Here is a 20322-nt window from a genome sequence, read left to right as displayed (position 1 = left end):
CCGCGGTCGGCCCCGTCAGCCGCCGTCCCGCCGCGTGAGCAGCCACGGCTCCACGACGCCCAGCCCACGCACCGGCCGCTGCCACATCGGCTGGAGCCCGAACCGGTACGTCGGAGGCTCCTCGCCCTCCTTCTCCGCCGCGGCGGCCTCCTCGGCCGCCTCCGCCTCGGAGGCCGGGGCGTCCTGCGTGCGGATCAGCTCCTCGGCGAAGGCTGTGTCGACGAGTACGGCGTCCTTCGGAGCTATCGAGGTGAGCCGGGAGGCCAGGTTCACGGTCGTACCGAAGACATCACCCATACGGGTGGTCACCGTGCCGAACGCCATGCCGACACGCAGCTCCGGCATCGTCTCGTCGTGCGCCATGGTCTCGATCAGCCGCAGGGCGATCTCGGCGGCCGTGCCCGCGTCGTCGGCGGCGTACAGCACCTCGTCACCGAGAGTCTTGATCAGCCGGCCGCCGTTCGCGGCGACCAGGTCGGCGGCGGTGGTCTCGAAGGCCTCGACCAGTTCGCCGAGCTCCTCCTCCTCCATCCGGCGGGTCAGCCGCGTGAACCCGACCAGATCGGCGAAGCCGACCGCGAGCCGCCGGTCCACCATCTCCTCGTCGTCCGCGGCCTGCACGACCCGTCCGGCCGAGGCGGCGAGCTGCCGCCGCCAGACGTAGACCAGGAACTCCTCCAGCTCGGGCAGGAGCAGCTCGACGATCGGGTACGTCACCTCGGTGCGCGTCATGCCCGGCTCTGGCGGCTCGGTCAGCCCCTCCAGGAAGGAGTCGATCTGCCACTCGGCGAGCCGCGCGGTGGTCTGCCCGGTGGACCGGGCCACCTGTACGGCCATCGCCTCACTCAGCAGCCCCGCCTCGACGAGACCGGCGAGGCGCCGCAGTGCGAGTACGTCCGCCTCCGTGAGCGCCTTGGCCTGCCCGATGTCGGCGAAGCCCATCGCCCGCCAGAAGCGGGAGGCCAGTTCCATGGAGACGCCGGCGCTGCGGGCCGCCTGGAACGGGGTGTAGCGGCGCTCGGCCCCCAGGATCAGCTGTTCCAGACGCAGGGCGAGCGGATCCTCGCCGGGGTCGGCGCCCTGCGCGTCCGTGCCGGAACCCGAGTCGTCGACGGTCACGCGTGCTGCCCTTCCGATCTGTCACGGTCATGTATCGACCGGCCTCAACTCTACGGCAGGTGTGCGCCAGCTCACTCCGTTAGGTTCAGCGGAGGGGTGAGGTGCCCGGCGTCTGCTTGGCACTCGGCGTTGGAGCCCCGGCCTCCCTGGGGGCTGCCGCCCCCAGACCCCCGCTTCGGCCTGAACGGCCTCGTCCTCAATCGCCGGACGGGCTACCCAGCTGCGGGCAGTCGTGCCGCTGGGGCGGCACGGGTGGGCGCAGCGGCACCCCGCTCCGCCGGGTTGCGCAACGCCCCGACCCCAGCGACAACGCCGGGCAACCGTCAAGCAGGCCTCAGATGCACGATGTCCCCCGCCCCCACAGGCTCCTGCACCCCCTCCCCCGTAGCCAGCACCAACCGCCCGTCCCCGTCCACCGCAACCGCTTCCCCCACCACGGCCCGATCCCCCGGCAACTCCGCCCGCACTTCCCTCCCGAGCGTCGCGCACCCCGCCGCATACGCCTCGTGCAACCCACAGGCGCCCGCGTCACCCCCCGCGGCACGCCACTTCCCGTACCACTCCTCCAGCGACCGCAGCACCCCCCGCAACAGCGGATCCCGGTCCGTGCTCACGGCCCCGGCCAGCCCCAGCGACCCCGCCGTAGGCACGGGCAGCTCGTTCTCCTTCAGCGTGACGTTGACACCGACCCCGATGACGACACCGTCGTCGCCCGCCCGCTCCGCCAGAATGCCCCCGGCCTTGCGCTCCTCGCCCCGCACGGTGACCAGCAGGTCGTTCGGCCACTTCAGCGCCGTGTCGACACCCGCCGCCCGCGACAACCCCGTCGCCACCGCGACACCCGTGAGCAGCGGCAGCCACCCCCACCGCGCCACCGGCACCTCGCTCGGCGTGAGCAGCACGGAGAAGAACAGGCCGGAGCGGGGAGGCGCCGTCCACTGCCGGTCCAGACGCCCACGCCCGGCCGTCTGCTCCTCGGCGACGAGCACCGCGCCCTCGGCGGCCCTGCCCTCGGCCGCCCGGGCCACCAGGTCGGAGTTCGTGGAGCCGGTGCGCTGGACCACGTCCACCTCGGACCACAGCCCGCCCTCACGCACCAGCCCCCGGCGCAGGGCGGTGATGTTGAGGGGCGGACGGTCCAGGTCCGACCACCGGCTACCGTTCGGCTCTGATGCATCTCGCGGCGTCATGCAAGCCACCCTAGGTGTGGTAAACGCCGCACTGCCGAAGCGGAGGCACCCCACTAGTCTACGGATGAGTAACCGTCCCCCCTTTTGAGCAGGCAGGGAGCCGCATCCCGATGTCCGAGCCGGAAGAGCAGCAGCCTGATATTCACACGACCGCGGGCAAGCTCGCGGATCTGCAACGCCGCATCGAGGAAGCGACGCACGCCGGCTCCGCACGGGCGGTCGAGAAGCAGCATGCCAAGGGCAAGCTGACGGCCCGTGAACGGATCGAACTCCTGCTGGACGAGGGCTCCTTCGTCGAGCTGGACGAGTTCGCCCGGCACCGCTCCACCAACTTCGGCCTCGACAAGAACCGGCCGTACGGGGACGGGGTCGTCACCGGTTACGGAACCGTCGACGGCCGCCCGGTCGCCGTGTTCTCGCAGGACTTCACCGTCTTCGGCGGGGCTCTCGGCGAGGTGTACGGGCAGAAGATCGTCAAGGTCATGGACTTCGCCCTGAAGACCGGCTGCCCGGTCATCGGCATCAACGACTCCGGCGGTGCCCGGATCCAGGAGGGCGTCGCCTCCCTCGGTGCCTACGGCGAGATCTTCCGCCGCAACACCCACGCGTCGGGCGTCATCCCGCAGATCAGCCTGGTCGTCGGCCCGTGCGCGGGCGGGGCCGTCTACTCCCCCGCGATCACCGACTTCACGGTCATGGTCGACCAGACCTCGCACATGTTCATCACCGGGCCCGACGTCATCAAGACCGTCACCGGCGAGGACGTCGGCTTCGAGGAGCTGGGCGGAGCCAGGACCCACAACTCGACGTCCGGCGTCGCCCACCACATGGCGGGCGACGAGAAGGACGCCATCGAGTACGTCAAGCAGTTGCTGTCGTACCTGCCGTCCAACAACCTCTCCGAGCCGCCCGCCTTCCCAGAGGAGGCCGATCTCGAGGTCACCGACGAGGACCGCGAGCTGGACGTGATCGTCCCGGACAGCGCGAACCAGCCGTACGACATGCACGCGGTGATCGAGCACGTCCTGGACGACGCCGAGTTCTTCGAGACGCAGCCGCTGTACGCGCCGAACATCGTCACCGGCTTCGGGCGGGTCGAGGGCCACCCGGTCGGCATCGTCGCCAACCAGCCGATGCAGTTCGCCGGGTGCCTGGACATCAAGGCCAGCGAGAAGGCGGCCCGCTTCGTGCGGACCTGCGACGCGTTCAACGTCCCGGTCATCACCTTCGTCGACGTCCCCGGCTTCCTGCCCGGCGTCGACCAGGAGCACGACGGCATCATCCGGCGCGGCGCCAAGCTGATCTACGCCTACGCCGAGGCGACCGTCCCGCTCATCACGGTCATCACCCGCAAGGCCTTCGGCGGCGCCTACGACGTCATGGGCTCCAAGCACCTGGGTGCCGATCTCAACCTCGCCTGGCCCACCGCCCAGATCGCCGTCATGGGCGCCCAGGGCGCGGTCAACATCCTGCACCGCCGCACGATCGCGGAGGCCGAGGCGGGCGGCGAGGATCTGGAGGCGGTCCGCGCCCGGCTGATCCAGGAGTACGAGGACGCCCTCCTCAACCCCTACGTCGCGGCCGAGCGCGGCTACATCGACGCGGTGATCATGCCGTCCGACACCCGCCGGCACGTCGTACGCGGTCTGCGTCAACTGCGGACGAAGCGGGAATCCCTCCCTCCGAAGAAGCACGGCAACATCCCCCTCTAGCACCGGCATCACCCCACTAGCACCGACATCACCCTCTGGCACCGGCGAGCCCAGGAGGCTCACATGACGATCAAGGTCGTACGGGGCAACCCGACCCCGGAGGAGCTGGCCGCCGCTCTGGCGGTGGTCAGGGCCCGCGCCGCGGCGGCAGCCGCAACGCCGCCCGGCGCGCCGGCCACCCGCGACTCCTGGTCCGACCCGTCCCGCATCGCAGCCCACCGCCTGCCCCAGCCGGGCCCGGCGGCATGGGGCCGCACGTACTGGCCGGGCTGACCCCTAGGGGTGGCGCCTGGGGCAAGTTGAGTACTCGTACTCAGGCGCCACCCCGCCCCCCGTCCGACGATGGAAGGCATGCTGTGGTCCGACCCCGAGAACGAACCGCCGAAAGAACTGCGGGACACGCAGGACATGCTTCGGCGGCTGGGCGTTCTCATGGCGTTGGCCATGGTGCTGGCGATGATCGTGATCGGCGTGAGGTGAGACGCCTCAGGTGACGCCGATACGCTGAACGCATGACTGATCAGCCGCGCCGCCGACTCGTCCTCGCCTCCCAGTCCCCCGCCCGGCTCGGACTGCTCCGCCAGGCCGGTTTCGCCCCCGAGGTGATCGTGAGCGGGGTGGACGAGGACGCCGTCACCGCACCCACCCCCGCCGAGCTGGCGCTCGCCCTGGCCGAGGCGAAGGCTTCCGTCGTGGCGGCCCGGCCGGAGGCCAAGGGCGCGCTCGTGATCGGCTGCGACTCGGTGCTCGACCTGGACGGCCAGGCGCTCGGCAAGCCCGCGGACGCCGAGGAGGCCACCGCCCGCTGGAAGGCGATGCGCGGGCGCGCCGGAACACTCCAGACCGGCCACTGCGTCTACGACACGCTCTCCGGCCGCTACGCCTCCGCCACCGCGTCCACCGTCGTCCACTTCGGCGAACCCACCGACGAGGAGATCGCCGCCTACGTCGCCTCCGGCGAACCCCTCTACGTCGCCGGGGCCTTCACGCTGGACGGGCGCTCGGCCCCGTTCATCGACGGCATCGACGGCGACCACGGCAACGTGATCGGCATCAGCCTGCCCCTCGTCCGGCGACTGCTCGCCGAACTGGGCGTCGGCATCACGGAGCTGTGGGAGCCGGCGGAGAAGTGACCGGGGTCCCGCCGTCGCCCGTCCCGTCCAGGGGCGCGGCGTCGGCGGGCTCGGCCGGACGGTCGTACGTCATCAGCAGCAGCACGATCAGGCCGAGCACCAGCATCATGAACAAGAACGCGGGCCAGCCGACGAGTCCCCAGGTGAAGGCGCCGAGCAGCCCGTGCACGACCGCCGCGCTGATCAGCAGCACCCGGCCGAAGCCCGCCGCGGGCCGGTCCCGCAGCGCCACCAGCAGGGCGACCAGGCCGCACAGCGCGAAGTAGAGGCCGAAGACGATCCCGCCGATCTTCGACGACACGGACATCAGGTGCGGGTCGAGTCCGGCCAGGGACATGTCCTGCCGGTCGACGGCGAGGCCGAGGATCCAGTTCAGCGCGGCGATGCCGAGCGCCTCTCCGAACAGCACCACCGCCGCGATCCACGCCACCGGCCTGCGCACCACCGGGCCCACCCACTTACCCCTAGTACGGTTCGAGACATCGCGAACGCTACTAACCGGTAAACCCTTGGACAAGGGTTCTGCGGCGGGCAAAGAATCATTGGGCCATTCGTAGGGACTCCACAAAGAAACCGAGTGGCCCGCAGCACGTGATGACAGAGACCTTGACCACAGGGGACGGCTAGGGTTTGCCGGAGGAGTACTGCGTACCGCGGTGCGACAAGGGATTTCGCGGGTCGAGCGAGCCTCGCATCACGCTCCGTGTGGGCAAGCTCACCACTGGGGACGGGTCGAAGTGCCGTGTCGGCAGTCCCTAAACTCGGCTTGTTTCAAGGAGGGAGCCTCATCGTGCGCAAGGTGCTCATCGCCAACCGTGGCGAAATCGCTGTCCGCGTGGCCCGGGCGTGCCGGGATGCCGGCATCAAGAGCGTGGCCGTCTACGCCGACCCCGACCGGGACGCTCTGCATGTCCGCGCCGCGGATGAGGCGTTCGCCCTGGGCGGTGACACGCCGGGCACCAGCTACCTCGACATCGAGAAGGTGCTGAAGGCCGCGCGAGAGTCGGGAGCGGACGCGATCCACCCCGGCTACGGCTTCCTCTCCGAGAACGCGGACTTCGCGCAGGCGGTCCTGGACGCGGGCCTGATCTGGATCGGCCCGCCCCCGCAGGCGATCCGCGACCTGGGCGACAAGGTCGCCGCCCGGCACATCGCGCAGCGCGCGGGCGCCCCGTTGGTGGCGGGCACGCCCGACCCGGTGTCCGGTGCGGACGAGGTCGTCGCCTTCGCCGAGCAGCACGGACTGCCGATCGCCATCAAGGCGGCGTTCGGTGGCGGCGGCCGCGGTCTGAAGGTCGCGCGGACGCTGGAAGAGGTCCCGGAGCTGTACGACTCGGCGGTCCGCGAGGCCGTGGCGGCCTTCGGCCGGGGCGAGTGCTTCGTCGAGCGCTACCTCGACAAGCCCCGCCACGTGGAGACCCAGTGCCTCGCCGACCAGCACGGCAACGTGGTCGTGGTCTCCACCCGTGACTGCTCCCTCCAGCGCCGGCACCAGAAGCTGGTCGAGGAGGCGCCCGCGCCCTTCCTGTCCGACGAGCAGATCGCCGAGCTGTACTCGTCCTCCAAGGCGATCCTGAAGGAGGCCGGCTACGTCGGCGCCGGCACGGTGGAGTTCCTCGTCGGCAACGACGGCACGATCTCCTTCCTGGAGGTCAACACCCGCCTCCAGGTGGAGCACCCGGTCACCGAGGAGGTCGCCGGTATCGATCTCGTCCGCGAGATGTTCCGCATCGCCGACGGCGAGGAGCTCGGCTACGACGACCCGGCGCTGCGGGGTCACTCCTTCGAGTTCCGCATCAACGGCGAGGACCCGGGCCGCAACTTCCTCCCGGCTCCCGGCACGGTCACGACGTTCGCCCCGCCGTCCGGTCCGGGCGTGCGGCTGGACGCGGGCGTGGAGTCCGGGGCGGTCATCGGCCCGGCGTGGGACTCCCTGCTGGCCAAGCTGATCGTCACCGGCCGCACGCGCAAGGAGGCGCTGGAGCGGGCCGCCCGTGCCCTGGAGGAGTTCCAGGTCGAGGGCATGGCGACGGCGATCCCGTTCCACCGTGCCGTGGTGAAGGACCCGGCGTTCGCGCCGGAGGTGCACGGTCAGGACGGGTCGTTCACGGTCCACACCCGCTGGATCGAGACGGAGTTCGTCAACGAGATCAAGCCCTTCGCGGCGGCTGCGGACGCCTTGGAGGCGGACGAGGAGCCGGGGCGCGAGACGGTGGTCGTCGAGGTCGGCGGCAAGCGCCTGGAGGTCTCCCTCCCCGCGTCCCTGGGCATGTCCCTGGCGCGCACGGGCCTCGCGGCCGGGGCCAAGCCCAAGCGCCGCGCGGCGAAGAAGTCGGGCCCCGTCGCCTCCGGCGACACCCTTGCCTCCCCGATGCAGGGCACCATCGTCAAGGTCGCGGTGGAGGAGGGCCAGGAGGTCAAGGAGGGCGACCTGGTCGTCGTCCTCGAAGCCATGAAGATGGAACAGCCCCTGAACGCCCACAAGTCCGGCACGATCAAGGCCCTGAGCGCGGAAATCGGCGCGTCGGTGACGTCCGGCGCGGCCATCTGCGAGATCAAGGACTGACGTCGTCAAACGGACAGACGCCTACGGCGCGGCCCCGGCTCGGGGCCGCGCCGGGGTGTCTCCGCTCAGCCACGGGCAGTGGTAGCCGCCCTGGCTGCGGGCAGTCGTGCCGCTTGGGGCGGCACGGGTGGGCGCAGCGGCACCCCGTAGCGCCGGGTTGGGCAACGCCGCGGCCAGGGCAACAACGCCGAGCACCTGGGCAACCGGCAGTAGCTCGACCCACACCGTCGGCTCAACGCCGCCGCAGATCCGCAACCCTGCCCCGCTCCGCCCCAGGACTCTGCTCCCCGAGCATCGAGGTCGGCCGCAACCCACTCCCCACCCCCGGCACCTGCCTCCGCGGCCCGGGCAACGGCACATCCCGACGCTGCTGACGAGCCGGGACGGCATCACCCCCGGGGCTCCCCGTCCCAGCCGAACCCCCCGGCGCCCCCGCGACAGCGATCTGCACTCCCTGATCGGCAAGCGCCTGAAGCTCCGTCGCCGCACGGTCGTCGTGGGCAGGCGGTTCGTCCGTCACGAGGCGGGTGATGAGGTCCGTCGGCACGGTCTGGAACATCGTGTCCGTCCCGAGCTTGGTGTGGTCGGCGAGCACCACGACCTCCGCGGCCGCCTGCACCAGCGCCCGGTCGACCGACGCCGACAGCATGTTGGACGTGGACAGCCCGCGCTCCGCGGTCAGACCGCTCCCGGACAGGAACGCCCGCGACACCCGCAGCCCGTGCAGGGACTGCTCGGCACCACTGCCGACCAGGGCGTAGTTCGAGCCGCGGAGCGTACCGCCGGTCATCACGACCTCGACCCGGTTGGCATGGGCCAGCGCCTGCGCGACCAGCAGTGAGTTGGTGACGACGGTCAGCCCGGGCACCCGGGCGAGCCGGCGTGCCAGCTCCTGGGTCGTCGTACCCGCCCCGACCACGATCGCCTCGCCCTCCTCCACGAAATTCGCGGCGAGGTCGGCGATGGCGGTCTTCTCGGCGGTCGCGAGGTGAGACTTCTGCGGAAAGCCGGACTCCCGCGTGAAACCGCCCGGCAGTACCGCACCGCCGTGCCGGCGGTCGAGGAGTCCTTCTGCCTCCAGCGCGCGCACGTCCCGCCGTACGGTCACTTCGGAGGTCTGGACGACGCGGGCGAGCTCACGGAGCGACACGGCCCCGTTCGCTCGCACCATTTCGAGGATCAATTGGCGACGTTCTGCAGCGAACACGAAACTGACAGTAACGCCAGCGACCGTCTGCTTTCAGCAGTTTGCGCTGAATAGCAGAAGATGTTCGCACGGAGCTGCGGGAAGTGGTATAGGGCCTAGTCCGCCCGCCTATGCCGTGCGCATGGTCGAACACGGCCCGTGACCAGCGAGGAGCCGGATCCGGTCTCAGCCCTCGCCGGTGTCCTTCCGGGTGTGCAACTGCCGTGCCACTTCGGCGATCGAGCCCGACAACGAGGGATAGACGGTGAAGGCGTTCGCAATCTGTTCGACTGTCAGATTGTTGTCGACCGCGATCGAGATGGGGTGGATCAGTTCCGAGGCACGCGGCGCCACGACCACACCGCCGACCACGATCCCGGTCCCCGGCCGGCAGAAGATCTTGACGAAGCCGTCGCGGATGCCCTGCATCTTCGCGCGCGGGTTGCGCAGCAGCGGCAGCTTCACGACCCGGGCGTCGATCTTCCCGCCGTCGACATCGGCCTGGGTGTAGCCGACGGTGGCGATCTCCGGGTCGGTGAAGACGTTCGACGAGACGGTCTTCAGGTTCAGCGGGGCCACGGCATCGCCCAGGAAGTGGTACATGGCGATACGTCCCTGCATGGCGGCCACGGAGGCGAGGGCGAACACGCCCGTCACGTCACCGGCCGCGTACACGCCCGGGGCGGTCGTACGCGACACCTTGTCGGTCCAGATGTGACCGGACTCGCGCAGCCGGACCCCGGCCTCCTCCAGCCCCATGCCCGAGCTGTTCGGAACGGCACCGACGGCCATGAGGCAGTGCGACCCGGTGATGACCCGCCCGTCGGAGAGGGTCACCTCGACCCGGTCCCCGACCCGCTTGGCGGACTGCGCCCGGGTACGCCCCATGACGTTCATTCCGCGCCGCCGGAAGACCTCCTCCAGCACGGCGGCCGCGTCCGGGTCCTCACCGGGCAGCACCCGGTCCCGCGACGACACGAGCGTCACCCTCGACCCCAGCGCCTGATAGGCGCCGGCGAACTCGGCACCGGTCACACCCGACCCGACCACGATCAGCTCCTCGGGGAGCTCGTCGAGGTCGTAGACCTGGGTCCAGTTCAGGATCCGCTCACCGTCCGGCAGGGCGTCGGGCAGCTCACGGGGGTGCCCGCCGGTGGCGATGAGCACCGCGTCGGCCGTGAGGGTCTCTTCACTCCCGTCGGCGGCGCGCACCACGACCTTCCGCGACCCGTCGAGCGCCTGCATGCCCTCCAGCCGCCCGCGCCCGCGCAGGACACGCGCCCCGGCACGCGTCACGGAGGCCGTGATGTCGTGCGACTGGGCGAGCGCGAGCCGCTTCACACGCCGGTTGACCTTCCCCAGGTCGACCCCGACCACCCGGGCACTCTGCTCCAGAGGTGGGGTGTCGTCCGCGACGATGATTCCCAGCTCCTCGTACGAGGAGTCGAAGGTGGTCATCACCTCGGCCGTGGCGATCAGGGTCTTCGACGGCACGCAGTCGGTGAGCACCGACGCCCCGCCCAGACCGTCGCAGTCGACGACGGTCACCTCCGCGCCGAGTTGAGCGGCCACCAGCGCCGCTTCGTATCCGCCGGGTCCGCCACCGATGATCACGATCCGAGTCACGTACCCCATTGTCCCGCACCCATCAACATGGCACCGCCCCGGGGGCCGCCGCCGATGCGGCTCCGTTACGCGAGTGACCCCGGGGCACCTGCCGTACGCTCTCCCCATGTCGCTCTACGCCGCGTACGCCGGCAACCTCGACGCGCGGCTGATGTCCCGCCGCGCCCCGCACTCGCCGCTGCGCGCCACCGGCTGGCTGAACGGGTGGCGGCTGACTTTCGGCGGCGAGCACATGGGCTGGGAGGGCGCTCTGCCGACGATCGTCGAGGACCCCGTCTGCCAGGTCTTCGTGGCGCTGTACGAGATCGCCCCCATGGACGAGGAGTCGCTCGACCGCTGGGAGGGCGTGGGACTCGACATCTACCGCCGTACGCGCGTACGGGTCCACACCCTGGAGGGTGACGAGCAGGCGTGGGCCTTCGCCCTCAACGCCTACGAGGGCGGCCTGCCCTCCGCCCGCAACCTGGGCGAGATCGCCGACGCGGCGGAATCGGCCGGCGCCCCCCACGACTATGTGATGGAACTCCGCAAGCGCCCCTGCTGACCCTTACTTCGTCGGAAACGACAAGACAACGATCGCCGCCCCGTGAGCTCCGCCATCTACGCGCGTAGGCAATCACCGGCTACCCTCGTCGGCGTGAACGCATCTCTTCTTCCGGACGACATCCAGGGCGACCCCCACGCCGCCGCCGACGCCGCCGCGGCCCGCCTGCGCGAACTCACGGGCGCCGAGACCCACGACGTCGCCCTCGTGATGGGCTCCGGCTGGGCCCCGGCCGTGGACGCCCTCGGCGCCCCCGAGGCAGAGCTCCAGGTCACCGAGCTGCCCGGCTTCCCGCCGCCGGCGGTCGAGGGCCACGGAGGCAAGATCCGCTCGTACCGGATCGGCAACAAGCGCGCCCTCGTCTTCCTCGGCCGCACGCACTACTACGAGGGCCGCGGCGTGGCAGCCGTCGCCCACGGTGTCCGCACCGCCGTGTCGGCCGGCTGCAAGACGATCGTCCTCACCAACGGCTGCGGCGGCCTGCGCGAGGGCATGCGCCCCGGCCAGCCGGTCCTGATCAGCGACCACATCAACCTCACGGCGACGTCCCCGATCATCGGCGCCAACTTCGTCGACCTCACCGACCTCTACTCCCCGCGCCTGCGGGCCCTGTGCAAGGAGGTCGACCCCACCCTGGAGGAGGGCGTCTACGCCCAGTTCCCCGGCCCGCACTACGAGACACCGGCCGAGATCCGCATGGCCCGGGTCATCGGGGCGGACCTGGTGGGCATGTCGACGGTCCTGGAGGCGATCGCCGCGCGCGAGGCGGGTGCGGAGGTTCTGGGCATCTCCCTGGTGACGAACCTGGCCGCGGGGATGACCGGGGAGCCCCTCAACCACGAAGAGGTCCTCCAGGCCGGCCGCGACTCCGCGACGAGGATGGGCTCACTGCTCGCGCAGGTCCTGGGACGCCTGTAAACGACTCGGCGTCGCTGCTCGGGTGGGGTGGGTCCGCAACCCGGCGGAGCGGGATGCCGCTGCGCCCACCCGTGCCGCCCCAGCGGCACGACTGCCCGCAGCTAGGCGGGACCGCGGCCCGCAGGGTAGGGCGGCGAGCCGCGCGTCCCACGCAGCCGCACCCGCCCACGGCGAGAAGGGGACGTGTCGGGGGGTGTCCGCCCGCAGCGGTTGGCGCGTCAACGGACGGTTAGTCGGTATCCGACCCCCTCGCGCCGTTCCGAGGACGGACACCCCCCGGCGCGGCCCCGACCCACAGCCCGCGCGTAGGCGCTACGCGAACCCCCACGGCCCCCCACAGGCCGCCACAGGCCGCCGCAGGCACCCCCCGCAAAACACAATCGGAGAGGCTGACACAGACCGTGCACGACGAACTCATCGCACAGGCCCAGGCGTGGCTCACCGAGGACCCCGACCCGGAAACCCGCACCGAGCTCGCCCGCCTCATCGACACCCAGGACCACGCCGAACTCGCCGCCCGCTTCAGCGGCACCCTCCAGTTCGGCACCGCCGGCCTCCGCGGCGAACTCGGCGCCGGCCCCATGCGCATGAACAGCTCGGTCGTCATCCGCGCGGCCGCCGGCCTCGCCGCTTACCTCAAGAAGCAGGGTCCCCCTCAGAGGGAAGGAGGTGCCGGTCTCGTCGTCATCGGCTACGACGCCCGCCACAAGTCGCACGACTTCGCCCGCGACACCGCCGCCGTCATGACCGGCGCCGGCCTCCGCGCCGCCGTCCTCCCCCGCCCCCTCCCCACTCCCGTCCTCGCCTTCGCGATAAGGCACCTGGGCGCGGTCGCCGGCGTAGAGGTCACCGCCAGCCACAACCCGCCCCGCGACAACGGCTACAAGGTCTACCTCGGCGACGGCTCCCAGATCGTCCCCCCGGCGGACATCGACATCGCGGCGGAGATCGCCGCCGTCCCGTCCCTGGCCACCGTCCGACGCCCCACCGAAGGCTGGGAGACCCTCGACGACAGCGTCCTCGACGCCTACCTCGCCCGCACCGACGCCGTACTCGCCAAGGACTCCCCCCGCACCGCCCGCACGGTGTACACGGCGATGCACGGCGTAGGCAAGGACGTCCTCCTCGCCGCCTTCGCCCGCGCCGGTTTCCCGGAACCGGCCCTCGTCACGGAACAGGCAGAGCCCGACCCGGACTTCCCGACCGTCGCGTTCCCCAACCCGGAGGAGCCCGGCGCGATGGACCTGGCGTTCGCGAAGGCCCGCGCGACCACCCCGGCCCCCGACCTGATCATCGCCAACGACCCGGACGCGGACCGCTGCGCCGTCGCCGTGCAGGAGGGCGACGACTGGCGCATGCTCCGCGGCGACGAGGTCGGCGCCCTCCTCGCCGCCCACCTGGTCCGCCGCGGAGCGACCGGCACCTTCGCCGAGTCGATCGTCTCGTCCTCCCTCCTCGGCCGTATTGCCGAGAAGGCGGGCCTCCCCCACGTCGAGACCCTCACCGGCTTCAAGTGGATCGCCCGCGCCGAGGGCCTGCGCTACGGCTACGAGGAGGCCCTCGGCTACTGCGTCGACCCGGACGGCGTACGCGACAAGGACGGCATCACGGCAGCGCTCCTGATCACCGAACTGGCCTCGCAGCTCAAGGAGGAGGGCCGCACCCTCCTCGACCTCCTCGACGACCTGGCCGTGGAACACGGCCTGCACGCCACGGACCAGCTCTCGGTCCGCGTCGAGGACCTCTCCCTCATCGCGGCCGCGATGCGCCGCCTGCGCGAACAGCCCCCGACCCGACTCGCCGGCCTGCCGATCACCCGCACCGACGACCTCACCCAGGGCACGGACACCCTGCCGCCCACCGACGGCCTGCGCTACACCCTCGACGGCGCCCGGGTGATCGTCCGCCCGAGCGGCACGGAGCCGAAGCTGAAGTGCTACCTGGAGGTCGTGGTCCCGGTCGCGACCCACGCCGACCTCCCCGCGGCCCGCGCACAGGCGACGGACCTACTGGAGTCGATCAAGCGCGACCTGTCGACGGCGGCAGGCATCTGACCGAATCCGCGGCAACCGCACCAGCGACAACCGCACCCACGAAGACTCAGGAACTCTTCCGGGCAACCTCACGACGCTGCCGCTTGCCCAGAGGCGCCTGGGAGAGATCCTCGGCCGATGACTTCAGCCTGTTCTTGCGAGGAACCCCGGGGCTTCAGCTCCGGGAGTAATCGCATCTTCGGGCTCGCGGCGCGGAGCGCCGCGGTATCGCTGTGTCTGCCCGGCCGCGTAGCGGCCGGGTATCACTCGGGACCCGGCGCGTCAGGACAAGGTGCGCACGGGTCACTCGATGGGGTGAGCGGTGGGGAACATGTGGCGGGGTGTCGTGCGGGTGTCTACGATCGCTGATCGTGAAGCTGGTGGTGCAGGTCAGGCTGCTGCCGACGGCCGTGCAGGCGGCGGCTCTGGAGGCGACCCTGCGTGCCTGCAATGAGGCTGCCACCTGGGTGAGCGGGGTCGCCTTCGAGCGTGGGGAGTTCAAGAACTTCGCTCTGCGCAAGCTCACCTACGACCAGGTCAAGTCGCGTTGGAACCTGGGTGCTCAGGCGGCCCAGCACACGATCAAGAAGACCTGTGACGCGTACGCCACGCTGAAGGCGAACCTGAGGGCGGGCCGTCTGGGTCGTCCCGGCTCAGCGCGCTACCGCCGCGCCACGCAAAAGCCCGTTGCCTTCCGCCCCTTTGGTGCTCAGCCCTATGACGACCGGATGCTGTCGTGGCAGATCGCCGGGCGGACGGTGTCGGTCTGGACCACCGGCGGGCGGATGAAGAACGTGGCTTTCACGGCATCTGTCGAGCAGCTGGCCACGCTCGCGCTGTACCGCAGGGGCGAGTCCGATCTCGTGCACCGGGACGGCATGTGGTTCCTGAACGCCACCTGCGAAATCCCCGAGGCCGAGCCGAACACCGAACCGGTGGACTTCCTCGGTATCGACCTGGGCATTGTGAACATCGCCACCACCTCGGACGGCGAGATCATGGCCGGGCGTGAGCTCAACCGGACCCGGGTCCGCGAGCGCGGCCTGCGCACCAAGCTCCAGAAGAAGAACACGCCGTCTGCGAGGCGGCGGCTGAACAAGCGCCGCCGTAAGGAAGCACGGCGGGCCAAAGACATCAACCACAAGATCGCGAAGCATGTGGTGGCCGAGGCTGAACGCACCGGTCGGGGAATCGCCCTTGAAGACCTCACGGGCATCCGCGAGCGGGTACGGCTGAGGAAGCCCCAACGGGCCGCCCACACCAGCTGGTCCTTTCACCAGCTGGGGCAGTTCATCACGTACAAGGCCCGCAAGGCCGGGGTCCCGGTCGTGCACGTCGATCCGGCGTACACCTCCCGTACCTGTGCCGAGTGCGGTCACATCGACAGGGCGAACCGGGTCTCCCAGGCCTGGTTCGCGTGCCGGTCCTGCGGCGTCGTTGCGCACGCGGACCGGAACGGCTCCCGCAACATCCGCGCCCGCGCGTGGGAGTTGTGGCGACGCGGGGCCCAGTCAACGGCCCCAGCCCCACCGCGAAGTCGGCCGGAGGGGCAGGACGCAAACGCAGAACCACAGCCAGTGGCGCCCGTTGTGCAAGCCCGTCGCTTTAGCGACGGGTAGTTGACGTTCTTGTAGCCGTACCCGCGCTGGTCCAGCCAGGCCCGCGCGGCCTCCTCGGCCCGCTCGGTCGCCTCGAGGATGTCCTCCTCCGCCTCCCCGGAGTCCAGGAAGCGGAAGGTGAAGGCGGGCCGTACGGCCACGTCGTACGTGAGGTTGCCCTCGGGCGTGAAGGCCGCGCGCAGCACGTCGTGCTCAGCGGCACGCTCCAGCAGCCCGGCCCGCTGCTCGGCGCTCAGCCCGTCGAAGACGCCACGCACGGTGACCCGGAAGGTACGAGCGCTCATCCCCCGAACGTAGGCGCGGGGACCACCCCGGCTCCACAGATTTTTCCGGGGTCACCCACGACGACGAGGCCGCTGGACGAGCCGGCCGGCCGGCCCTGACGGAACCGGCCCCCGGCGGGCCCTACCAGGCCCCGGAGCCGACCCGTCAGCCCACCACCAGCAGAATCAACACCAACAGCGCCCCCGCAACCGCCGGCGCGACCACCTCGTAGGCCCACCGAACGGTCACCTCCCCCTGCGCCGTCTCCGCCCGGTGCCGCGCCTCGTGCAGCCCCCGCAGCTCATCCATGATCCGGTCGGTCTCCGCCCGCACGGGCCCGTCCGGCACCGGGCCTCCACCAAGGCCCTGCCCCAGCCCCGCACGCATCCCGAGCGCACTGCCGCGCCCCTCGTCCCGGCCCATCTCCCGCCGCGCCTGCGCGGTCGCCCGCATCTCACGCCGGGCGGCCTTCTTGCGGGCGCGCAGCGAGACGGGGACGGCCCACAACTGGTACTTGGCGCCGGACTCGGTGAGGACCTCGTTCGAGTAGGCGGACTTCAGCGAGGCGACCTGCCCCCAGGGCAGCACGATGACCCGGAACGGGTTGCGGATGCGCAGCCGGTCGTCGCCCGCGTACACCGCGGGCCGCAGCGTGAAGGCGACGACCAGCGGCACGATGAGGATCAGCACGGCGAGCGCCATCCACGGGGTGCGCCCCTCGCCCGAGATCACCGCGTCGATGCCGAGCCACCCGGCGATGGCGAGCAGCAGCACGCCGCCGGCGATGGCCGGAACCGACCGGTACACCCGGTCCTTGGACTCGGGCTCCGGAGGCTGCGGCGCGGGCGACTGGGACTCGGGGCTCGTCATGCCTCGATTCTGCCGGACCGTATGTCGACCACCCCAACCCCACCCGGGCAAACCCGGGGGCTGTACAGCCGCTACGCGCGTAGATATGCTCGTCTGGTGACCATGCCCAGTTCTGCACTCACCGCAGCTCACCCCCTCAAGGACGTCACCGCGTCCGACAGCGCGCTGCGCCGCTTCCTCCACGGGCTCCCCGGCGTCGACGCGGTCGGTCTGGAGGGGCGTGCGGCCTCCCTCGGTACCCGTTCGATCAAGACGACCGCGAAGGCGTACGCCATCGACCTCGCCATCTCGATGGTCGACCTGACGACGCTGGAAGGCGCGGACACCCCGGGCAAGGTCCGGGCGCTCGGCGCGAAAGCGGTCCGGCCAGACCCGACCGACCGTACGACGCCCACGACGGCCGCGGTCTGCGTCTACCCCGACATGGTGGCCGTGGCCAAGGAGGCCGTCGCCGGCTCCGGCGTGAAGGTCGCCTCCGTCGCCACGGCGTTCCCGGCCGGCCGCGCCCCGCTCACCGTCAAGCTGGCCGACGTCCGCGAGGCCGTCACCGCGGGCGCCGACGAGATCGACATGGTCATCGACCGCGGGGCGTTCCTCGCGGGCCGATACTTGAAGGTGTACGACGAGATCATCGCCGTGAAGGAGGCCTGCGGCACGTCCGCGCGGCTGAAGGTCATCTTCGAGACGGGCGAGCTGTCGACGTACGACAACATCCGCCGCGCGAGCTGGCTCGGGATGCTGGCCGGCGCGGACTTCATCAAGACGTCCACCGGAAAGGTCGCCGTCAACGCGACCCCGGCGAACACGCTCCTCATGCTGGAGGCGGTACGTGACTTCCGAGCACAGACCGGCATCCAGGTCGGCGTGAAGCCGGCCGGCGGCATCCGCACCTCCAAGGACGCCATCAAGTTCCTCGTCCTGGTCAACGAGACCGCCGGCGGGGACTGGCTGGACAACCACTGGTTCCGCTTCGGCGCCTCCTCGCTGCTGAACGACCTGCTGATGCAGCGCCAGAAGCTGGCCACTGGCCGCTACTCCGGCCCCGACTACGTGACGGTGGACTGAGCCCCATGAACAGGGAAAACGTGTCATCGGTATTCGAATACGCCCCGGCCCCCGAGTCGCGCTCGATCGTCGACATCGCGCCCTCGTACGGCCTGTTCATCGACGGCGAGTTCGTGGAGGCGGCCGACGGCAAGGTCTTCAAGACGGTCTCGCCGAGCACCGAGGAGGTCCTCTCCGAGATCGCCCAGGCCGGTGAGGCGGACGTCGACCGCGCGGTGCAGGCCGCCCGCAAGGCCTTCGAGAAGTGGTCGGCGCTGCCCGGCTCGGAGCGCGCCAAGTACCTGTTCCGCATCGCGCGGATCATCCAGGAGCGCTCCCGCGAGCTCGCCGTCCTCGAAACGCTCGACAACGGCAAGCCGATCAAGGAGACCCGCGACGCGGACCTCCCCCTGGTCGCGGCGCACTTCTTCTACTACGCCGGCTGGGCCGACAAGCTCGACCACGCCGGCTTCGGTGCGAACCCGCGGCCGCTGGGCGTGGCGGGCCAGGTCATCCCCTGGAACTTCCCGCTGCTGATGCTGGCGTGGAAGATCGCCCCGGCGCTCGCGACCGGCAACACGGTCGTCCTGAAGCCGGCGGAGACCACCCCGCTCTCGGCGCTCTTCTTCGCGGACATCTGCCGCCAGGCGGGCCTGCCGAAGGGCGTCGTCAACATCCTCCCCGGCTACGGCGGCGCGGGCGCGGCGCTGGTGGCCCACCCGGACGTGAACAAGGTCGCCTTCACCGGCTCCACGGCCGTCGGCAAGGAGATCGCCCGCACGGTCGCCGGCACCCGCAAGAAGGTCACGCTCGAACTGGGCGGCAAGGGCGCCAACATCGTCTTCGACGACGCACCCGTGGACCAGGCCGTCGAGGGCATCGTGAACGGCATCTTCTTCAACCAGGGCCAGGTCTGCTGCGCGGGCAGCCGCCTGCTGGTCCAGGAGTCGATCCAGGACGAGCTGCTGGAGTCCCTGAAGCGGCGCCTGTCCACCCTCCGCCTCGGCGACCCCCTCGACAAGAACACCGACATCGGCGCGATCAACTCCGAGGAACAGCTCACGCGCATCACCTCCCTCGTCGACCAGGGCGAGGCGGAGGGCGCCGAGCGCTGGTCGCCGGCCTGCGAACTGCCCGAAAGCGGCTACTGGTTCGCCCCGACGCTCTTCACGAACGTCACCCAGGCGCACACCATCGCCCGCGACGAGATCTTCGGCCCGGTGCTGTCGGTCCTGACGTTCCGCACCCCGGACGAGGCGGTCGCCAAGGCCAACAACACGCCGTACGGCCTCTCCGCCGGCATCTGGACGGAGAAGGGCTCCCGCATCCTGGCGGTCGCGAACAAGCTCCGCGCGGGTGTCGTCTGGTCCAACACGTTCAACAAGTTCGACCCGACCTCGCCGTTCGGCGGTTACAAGGAGTCGGGCTTCGGCCGCGAGGGCGGCCGCCACGGCCTGGAGGCGTACCTCGATGTCTGATCGGCTCACCGTCCTGAAGACCTACAAGCTGTACGTCGGCGGGAAGTTCCCGCGTTCCGAGAGCGGCCGGGTGTACGAGGTGACGGACTCGAAGGGCAAGTGGCTGGCGAACGCGCCGCTGGCGAGCCGCAAGGACGCCCGTGACGCGGTTGTGGCCGCCCGCAAGGCGTTCGGCGGCTGGTCCGGCGCGACGGCGTACAACCGCGGCCAGGTCCTCTACCGCGTCGCGGAGATGCTGGAGGGCCGCCGCGACCAGTTCACGCGTGAGGTGGCCGACGCCGAGGGGCTGTCGAAGTCCAAGGCGGCGGCGGTGGTGGACGCCACGATCGACCGCTGGGTCTGGTACGCGGGCTGGACGGACAAGATCGCCCAGGTGGTCGGCGGCGGCAACCCGGTGGCGGGTCCGTTCTTCAATCTCTCTTCCCCCGAGCCGACGGGCGTGGTCGCGGTCCTGGCCCCTCAGCAGTCGTCCTTCCTGGGCCTGGTGTCGGTCGTCGCCCCGGTGATCGCGACCGGCAACACGGCGGTCGTGGTGGCGAGCGAGAAGTCCCCGCTCCCCGCGCTGTCCCTCGCCGAGGTGCTGGCCACCTCGGACGTCCCCGGCGGCGTGGTCAACGTCCTCTCGGGCCGCACGACGGAGATCGCGACCCCGCTGGCAGCCCACCAGGACGTCAACGCGATCGACCTCGCGGGCGCCGACGAGGTCCTCGCGAAGGAACTGGAGATCGCCGCGGCCGACAACCTCAAGCGCGTCCTCCGTCCACAGCCTGTGGATTACACGGAGCCTCCCGGCATCGACCGCATGACGGCGTTCCTGGAGACCAAAACGGTCTGGCACCCCACGGGGTCACTGGGCGCGTCGGGTTCCTCGTACTAGACGCCCCTCACAGCGAGAAGCCCCGGCCCTCCTCCGTCCGGGAGGGCCGGGGCTTCTCTCGTGCGCGCTCGTCGCCGTACGGGCCCTACGGCGACAGCAGCCCCGCCGCCTGCCCCACCACCGGGACGCTCTCGATCGACTGC

General features: G+C 70.9%; 18 protein-coding genes and 1 pseudogene. 12 read left to right on the top strand and 7 right to left on the bottom strand.

Going from position 1 to position 20322, the window contains the following annotated elements; translation table 11 throughout:
• Nucleotides 1-15: 15 nt before the first annotated feature.
• Together PV963_RS28970 and PV963_RS28965 are read right to left on the bottom strand one after the other, a co-directional pair.
• Entirely contained in the window at nt 16-1119 is a 1104-nt protein-coding gene (locus PV963_RS28970; protein ID WP_274818841.1) for an adenylate/guanylate cyclase domain-containing protein, read from the bottom strand.
• Nucleotides 1120-1442: 323 nt separating this feature from the next.
• Nucleotides 1443-2309 (bottom strand): biotin--[acetyl-CoA-carboxylase] ligase, encoded by an 867-nt coding sequence (locus tag PV963_RS28965; RefSeq protein ID WP_274818839.1) that lies wholly within the window; start codon nt 2307-2309, stop codon nt 1443-1445.
• Nucleotides 2310-2419: 110 nt separating this feature from the next.
• Between PV963_RS28965 and PV963_RS28960 the strand changes: the two genes are divergently transcribed.
• The 4 genes from PV963_RS28960 to PV963_RS28945 all read left to right on the top strand — a co-directional run bounded on the left by PV963_RS28960 (nt 2420) and on the right by PV963_RS28945 (nt 5154).
• Nucleotides 2420-4021, top strand: coding sequence for an acyl-CoA carboxylase subunit beta (locus PV963_RS28960; RefSeq protein ID WP_274818837.1), 1602 nt, complete (start codon nt 2420-2422; stop codon nt 4019-4021).
• A gap of 63 nt (nt 4022-4084) precedes the next feature.
• Nucleotides 4085-4294, top strand: a complete 210-nt coding sequence (locus tag PV963_RS28955; RefSeq protein ID WP_031132777.1) for an acyl-CoA carboxylase epsilon subunit — start codon at nt 4085-4087, stop codon at nt 4292-4294.
• Between the two features lie 78 nt (nt 4295-4372).
• Complete coding sequence (gene mmpB / locus PV963_RS28950; RefSeq protein WP_010045609.1) at nt 4373-4501, top strand: morphogenic membrane protein MmpB; 129 nt, start codon at nt 4373-4375, stop codon at nt 4499-4501.
• 32 nt (nt 4502-4533) lie between these two features.
• Nucleotides 4534-5154 carry a Maf family protein gene (locus PV963_RS28945; RefSeq protein WP_274818832.1) on the top strand — a complete coding sequence of 207 codons (621 nt, stop codon included), beginning with the start codon at nt 4534-4536 and terminating at the stop codon, nt 5152-5154.
• Here PV963_RS28945 and PV963_RS28940 read toward each other — a convergent pair.
• Nucleotides 5123-5599: a hypothetical protein gene (locus PV963_RS28940; protein ID WP_274818831.1), complete on the bottom strand. Its 477-nt coding sequence runs from the start codon at nt 5597-5599 to the stop codon at nt 5123-5125. The genes PV963_RS28945 and PV963_RS28940 overlap by 32 nt on opposite strands.
• Nucleotides 5600-5944: 345 nt before the next feature.
• Here PV963_RS28940 and PV963_RS28935 point away from each other — a divergent pair, with 345 nt between their 5' ends.
• Entirely contained in the window at nt 5945-7720 is a 1776-nt protein-coding gene (locus PV963_RS28935) for an acetyl/propionyl/methylcrotonyl-CoA carboxylase subunit alpha (protein WP_274818829.1), read from the top strand.
• Between the two features lie 232 nt (nt 7721-7952).
• Here PV963_RS28935 and PV963_RS28930 read toward each other — a convergent pair whose 3' ends face one another.
• Nucleotides 7953-8927 carry a DeoR/GlpR family DNA-binding transcription regulator gene (locus tag PV963_RS28930; RefSeq protein ID WP_274818827.1) on the bottom strand — a complete coding sequence of 325 codons (975 nt, stop codon included), beginning with the start codon at nt 8925-8927 and terminating at the stop codon, nt 7953-7955.
• Nucleotides 8928-9092: 165 nt separating this feature from the next.
• Nucleotides 9093-10541 (bottom strand): NAD(P)H-quinone dehydrogenase, encoded by a 1449-nt coding sequence (locus tag PV963_RS28925; RefSeq protein ID WP_274818825.1) that lies wholly within the window; start codon nt 10539-10541, stop codon nt 9093-9095.
• 97 nt (nt 10542-10638) lie between these two features.
• On the opposite strand from PV963_RS28925, the gene PV963_RS28920 reads away from it, so the two are divergent.
• The 4 genes from PV963_RS28920 to PV963_RS28905 all read left to right on the top strand — a co-directional run bounded on the left by PV963_RS28920 (nt 10639) and on the right by PV963_RS28905 (nt 15646).
• Nucleotides 10639-11076 carry a gamma-glutamylcyclotransferase gene (locus PV963_RS28920; RefSeq protein WP_274818823.1) on the top strand — a complete coding sequence of 146 codons (438 nt, stop codon included), beginning with the start codon at nt 10639-10641 and terminating at the stop codon, nt 11074-11076.
• Between the two features lie 93 nt (nt 11077-11169).
• A complete protein-coding gene (locus tag PV963_RS28915; RefSeq protein WP_020274367.1) occupies nt 11170-11994 on the top strand; it encodes a purine-nucleoside phosphorylase in 825 nt (274 codons plus the stop codon).
• A 401-nt stretch (nt 11995-12395) separates the two neighbouring features.
• Entirely contained in the window at nt 12396-14048 is a 1653-nt protein-coding gene (locus tag PV963_RS28910) for a phospho-sugar mutase (protein WP_274818820.1), read from the top strand.
• A 350-nt stretch (nt 14049-14398) separates the two neighbouring features.
• Complete coding sequence (locus PV963_RS28905) at nt 14399-15646, top strand: RNA-guided endonuclease InsQ/TnpB family protein (RefSeq protein WP_425540952.1); 1248 nt, start codon at nt 14399-14401, stop codon at nt 15644-15646.
• A gap of 2 nt (nt 15647-15648) precedes the next feature.
• Here the strand turns inward: PV963_RS28905 and PV963_RS28900 are convergent.
• Both PV963_RS28900 and PV963_RS28895 read right to left on the bottom strand, forming a co-directional pair.
• Nucleotides 15649-15930 (bottom strand): annotated as a pseudogene (locus tag PV963_RS28900) (DUF6204 family protein); the annotation flags it as partial.
• A 145-nt stretch (nt 15931-16075) separates the two neighbouring features.
• Nucleotides 16076-16780 carry a PH domain-containing protein gene (locus PV963_RS28895; protein ID WP_274818818.1) on the bottom strand — a complete coding sequence of 235 codons (705 nt, stop codon included), beginning with the start codon at nt 16778-16780 and terminating at the stop codon, nt 16076-16078.
• A gap of 102 nt (nt 16781-16882) precedes the next feature.
• On the opposite strand from PV963_RS28895, the gene deoC reads away from it, so the two are divergent.
• From deoC to PV963_RS28880, 3 genes are read left to right on the top strand one after another with little or no spacing between them, the layout of a single operon-like run.
• The gene (gene deoC / locus PV963_RS28890) at nt 16883-17845 is read left to right on the top strand and encodes a deoxyribose-phosphate aldolase (RefSeq protein WP_274818816.1); all 963 of its coding nucleotides are present in this window, start codon (nt 16883-16885) and stop codon (nt 17843-17845) included.
• A gap of 20 nt (nt 17846-17865) precedes the next feature.
• Nucleotides 17866-19302, top strand: coding sequence for an aldehyde dehydrogenase family protein (locus PV963_RS28885; protein ID WP_274818815.1), 1437 nt, complete (start codon nt 17866-17868; stop codon nt 19300-19302).
• Complete coding sequence (locus PV963_RS28880; RefSeq protein WP_274818813.1) at nt 19295-20179, top strand: aldehyde dehydrogenase family protein; 885 nt, start codon at nt 19295-19297, stop codon at nt 20177-20179. The genes PV963_RS28885 and PV963_RS28880 overlap by 8 nt, the downstream gene beginning before the upstream one ends.
• Nucleotides 20180-20322 lie beyond the last annotated feature (143 nt).

This window comes from Streptomyces coeruleorubidus, assembly GCF_028885415.1.
In the GTDB taxonomy this organism is placed as follows: Bacteria; Actinomycetota; Actinomycetes; order Streptomycetales; family Streptomycetaceae; genus Streptomyces; species Streptomyces coeruleorubidus_A.
This window is presented reverse-complemented; position numbering and strand designations above follow the sequence as displayed.